The organism is Curvivirga aplysinae (assembly GCF_009711445.1).
GTDB lineage: Bacteria > Pseudomonadota > Alphaproteobacteria > UBA8366 > Aestuariispiraceae > Curvivirga > Curvivirga aplysinae.
The window spans coordinates 1294-6069 of sequence record NZ_SMMC01000116.1 but is presented as its reverse complement, the minus strand read 5'-3'; the positions used below and the strand labels follow the sequence as shown (position 1 = coordinate 6069).

The 4776-nt window shown below is 39.4% G+C and carries 4 protein-coding genes; all 4 read left to right on the top strand.

Annotation, left to right across the window (positions count from 1 at the left end; translation table 11 throughout):
- Positions 1–1484: OmpA family protein (locus E1160_RS03195; protein WP_218048679.1), on the top strand; the 1484-nt coding region annotated here is incomplete at its 5' end.
- Positions 1485–1502: 18 nt separating this feature from the next.
- A complete protein-coding gene (locus E1160_RS03190; RefSeq protein WP_155153551.1) occupies positions 1503–3014 on the top strand; it encodes a hypothetical protein in 1512 nt (503 codons plus the stop codon).
- Positions 3015–3124: 110 nt separating this feature from the next.
- On the top strand, positions 3125–3850 hold the full coding sequence (locus tag E1160_RS03185) for a hypothetical protein (RefSeq protein WP_155153550.1): 726 nt from the start codon (positions 3125–3127) through the stop codon (positions 3848–3850).
- A 28-nt stretch (positions 3851–3878) separates the two neighbouring features.
- Complete coding sequence (locus E1160_RS03180) at positions 3879–4532, top strand: SHOCT domain-containing protein (RefSeq protein ID WP_218048678.1); 654 nt, start codon at positions 3879–3881, stop codon at positions 4530–4532.
- The last annotated feature ends 244 nt before the right edge of the window (positions 4533–4776 follow it).

Genomic DNA, 4776 nt, shown 5'->3' with positions numbered 1-4776 from the left:
ATAGTCGAGAAGATTTGAGAAGTTCGCATCAATATGTTGCACTGTGTTGCACGTTAAAGTACGTTTGGAAACAATTCTTCCCGTTTTTAAACGAAAAGTACATTTCAGAAAAAAATATGCGTTTTCAAAAACTTTTAATCATTGTCTTTACAGGATTTATCTTGGCCGGTTGTTTGACTGGCAAGTCGGAGCCTTCAAATCAGCCTACAGCACAAACGCAGTCGCCTGATAATAGATGGCGGATAGAATGCCTTGGGCTCTATCCTAAGTTTCGTATAGATCTGAAACGTATTTTAAGATCACCAAATATTAAGAAATTAGATCAAGCATGTATTACTGTTAAGAGGCAATTTGATCAGGCGGACCTGAATTCAGTTACTGTTGAGCCAATTTCTATAAGTGTGGGTGATTTAGAGCAAAAACATCTTGTTTGGAAATATGTAGTTGAAGGGCAAGATTTGTTTGTACCAGGACGAGAAGAACTTTCTTCCAAACTGAAAAATGACCTACAAAAATTAGCGGGGATTATAAGTAAAGAAAAATTCTTGCTCGTTGTTGGGCATACAGATGCTTCTGGTGGAGCAAAACAAAACCAAATCTTATCTGAACTTCGTGCAATGGAAGTAGGTAAGGTTTTAAAACAACAAGGCTTTAAATCAGATCGATTACAGGTTTTGGGTGCAGGCGAAGTATCTCCTAGATACAGTAATGAGACTGCGGACAATCGTGCCTTAAATAGGCGTGTTGAGGTATTTGAAATTACTCAACAAGTAAGCTCTGCTTTTATCGCTGATATTGCTGCTCATTTGGCTCAGGAAGATGATAGAAGCCATGATTTTAAAGCAGCGCCATTGGAAACAGTTGTTAAACGTAATCAAATCCAATTCAAAGGGCTGCGGGTTAGAGCTGATAGTGCGGCCATCAGTGATCATGTCGGAGAGTTGGAAGGAAAAGGTCTGTTTAATATTTCCTTGTTTAAATCGGCTCAAGCTTCTGTACCTGAAGAAAATATGAATATTGCATGTATTGCTTCAGGGTTTAGTGATTACCGATCTGAAGCCTCCGGCTTTAAAGAGCAGTATGATTTTGAAGAAGATGTAGATACAGATGATTTCATGCCAGGTCTTTATGGAACGTCTTGGTATGACAATGACATGGATGGAAATTTAGTAGCGATCACGCAGGTTGCCGTTTTAGAAGATGAAGGTTTACTGCAGAAAAAGCCGCATTTCCTTTTATATAGAGATTATAAGCAAGGGCAGGGGAAAAAGCCCGATCTTGATCTGGAGGCTCATGCCTTTGCAGTAGTCGGTGAGAAGGGGGTTTTATATCGCGTTTTCTTACCACAAAATAAGTTTAACTTTATTTGTGCAGACTTGGTTTTTCCTAGAAATGGAAAACGGGAAACAAGTTACGGGAAAGTTTATTTCCAGGCACGTCAACAAACATATTCGGCAGATATCAAGCCAGTCATGGCTAAGTAAATTCTTGAGGGGGTCGTCATGGATGACATTTTGACGTTTTTGGTTGCATATCGTTATGCGATCTCAGCAATTCTGATTTTGCTGGCAACTACAATTATCATTATTCGTTGGTGGGATGATGTGAAGCTATTCTATAAAAGCATGTATTATAGCTTACCTGCCATTGGCAAAAATGCACGATTGGCTAAGAACACATCTTTGACTGGTAATGGTTGGTATCAAGCTGAAAAAACTCTCTGTGAAGATTTCTATGCGGATATTCAGGATTTTGCAGCTGATCCAGAGATGTATGACAAGTCGAAAGCCTATTTGTCCAAAGTTCACGAGAATGGCCGGAAGAAGTTAAGCATCTTTATGATGCTGATTATCATTGGTTTGGTTTTCGTGGAATCTTTGGGGTTTGCTTATATTCTTTCTGGTTACACACTTCCAGGTGCAAGTGAGAACTTGCAGGTGAAAGGCGCGATTGGAATCTCTTTCTTGATTTCTGCTGTTCTTGTCTGGCTGACTCATAGTTCTGGAGCCGAAATGCACAAACGTGGTTTGATTAAAAAAGCACGTGCTTGGTGGAACCATGATCAATCTGCTGATCGTCCTGCATTGAAACCAATTGGTCACGTTACCTTGGAAACCAATGAAGAAGACGATGATTGTCCGCAATATATTCAAATTGTGAACCGTGTAGATACTAACGCAAATGTTACACCTGGTATGCCCGTTTGGAGCATTCTAGCATTCGTAGCGATCGTCAGTATTGCTGTTGGGGCAACTGTTGTTCGTTATGAGACATATAAGCAGGAACGAGTTGCAGAGACACTTATGGAAGACAGTGGCACAACAGAATTCTCTCTCAGTCTATTAGAAGATTCTAGCGAGTCAGATTTACCATCTGAGATTACAGCTCCTCAAAATGAAGCTGATCAAAAAGCTGAAGAAGAAGCGAGCAATTCTGAAGATACTGCAAACTTCACAACATTCTCTATTTTGGCTTTCCTATTTATTCTGATCCAGATTATGGGGATTGGTATTGGCCAGCGATATGGATTTGCAGGTAAGGAGTCTAAGCAAGCATATCAATTAGTTGGACGTTTTAAGAGCCGTACTGAATATGAAGCTTGGTTTGAGCGTAAGAAAGATGCAATCAGCATGATTGCGCAGAAGCATTTAACTAACCTGCAGACATCATTGAGAAATTACACTCAAAATACAGGTATCAATGAAGCGGATAGAGCTGCTCATTTAAGTGCGGGCGAAAGAACCTTCGAAGAATTTTATTATCAAAAGCAAAATAAATCTGATGAAATCAAAGAACGTCAGGTGCAAAAGAAAGAAGCTATAGCAGAACCTGTTGCTCCGGTTACTAAAGTTCAGCCAGAACCTGTTCAACTTATTGCTGAAACCGCTGAAGAGATGGAAGCACGCTTAAGAGCAGAAATCTTGGCAGAGAAAGAAGCTCAGGAACGTAAGCCAGAAACCGAAGAGGAGATGCGTGAGCGTTTAAGAAAAGAGCTTATGGCTGATCAAGGGTAGGTATTGGGAATGAACATTGTAAGAGTATAATTACAGCAGCTTTATTCGTACTGCCTGTAGCTACTAGTCTACAAGCCGCCGAGGTGAAGAGTTGTTATTCGGTTATCCCTTTGGATGAAGTGAGTATTCCAGAGCAAAAACGGGAATTAATTGTTTTGGTAGACCAAACTGTAAAGCTACCAAAGCAACTGCAAGAGCATAGCTATAAAACCATCCTTAAATTCTTACGCCCTGGGGATGAGGTTAAAGTAATTTCGTTTTCTGCAAATGCTGAAGGGAATTACACTGAAGTTGGCCTGATTGGTCAGTTAGATACTAAGTTATCTGATGACGATCGTTTTGATGTCCCAAAGAAACAATTAGCTAAGCTGGATCATTGTTATCAATTGCAACAGCAATCACTCAAGAAAGCCATTGGCAAAGAACTAATCAACATCTTTAAGGGGGCAGATAGCAATCTACCTCATACTGAGTTGCTGTATAATCTTGATCGTCTTTCTCGCACTTATTATTCAGAGACGCGATCTCAAGAACGCTATTTGTTAATCATATCCGATATGATGGAACATTCTGCTCTGACCACTTTCTATGCTTCAGGTCAGATTAGAGATTTAAATGCTGAAAAAGAGCTTGAGAAGCTACGCGGTGCTTCTTTGTCCAACAGCTTTGACCAAACTAAAGTTTATGTGATCGGCGCAGCCTATAAGCAAAAGAAGGATTATAGTTCAGGTTTAAAAATCCAAAAGCTTCAATCTTTTTGGGAAGCTTATTTTAATTATGGCGCTGCAAGTTTGGTCGGCTTTGGGACACCAACTTTATTAACTCCAATTCAATAAAGAATTTCACGGTAGTAGGGGAAAGAATATGGCTAGCGGTTTTATTGAAACAGTAGCATATACAGTGGTTATTGGTGGTAGTGTTGCATACTTAGGGGTGAAATATTTTTCTAAGAAGAAATTTATGGATGGGTTGCCTTATTTGAAGATGCGCATTGAGGACGCTCATGGTGCTATTTCAGATTTTTATATCGAAAATGATCGCCGCAATTATATGGCTATATTGGAAAACAATGATCTTGTGTTTGGGGACGTAAAAGCTAGCAAGCCCGGAGTACGAATTTCAGCTCATGATATTTTAGGTTGTGAAATTTCGGATAGGTATAATACAGAAGTGCGTCAAGTAGGTAAGGATTCAAAGGTATCAAATAGCCTAGTTTCTTTAAATCTTGAGATACGTCTGAACCATCCTACTTCCCCATTAGTTAAACTTTCTTTTCTAAAAGAAGGAATTATTTACGACAAAGCTCAGAATCGGTTTGTGGCAACAGCAGGGGGAATTAAAAAATTTCATGCTCTAATATGTAATATTATTCAGAAAACTTACACTGGCACTGTCGCTGAGGTTTCTCAAGACAGTGGTGCTGACGAGTTAGCAAAGTATTTTGCCCTCTTAAATCAAGGCGCAATCACCCAAGAAGAATTTGATCAGAAGAAGATGAAGATTCTTGATGCGAACTAACAAAAACTAATCAGTTATATATTTGGGATCAAGTTGACTTTTTGCAAAATGCTCAACGACTTTGAATGCATCAGTGGCAGCTTCTCGGATCCTATTTATGGGTTTTTAGTTGAGCTCTGCATTTGTTATCCTGTTCTTAATGTATGGCTTTAAGTGAGGTGGATAAGGACCAGCATGAACTAAAATTTGCATTACATTTGCTGCTGTCAGATCGATATTTTTTTTGATCTTTTTGCCATTGGCC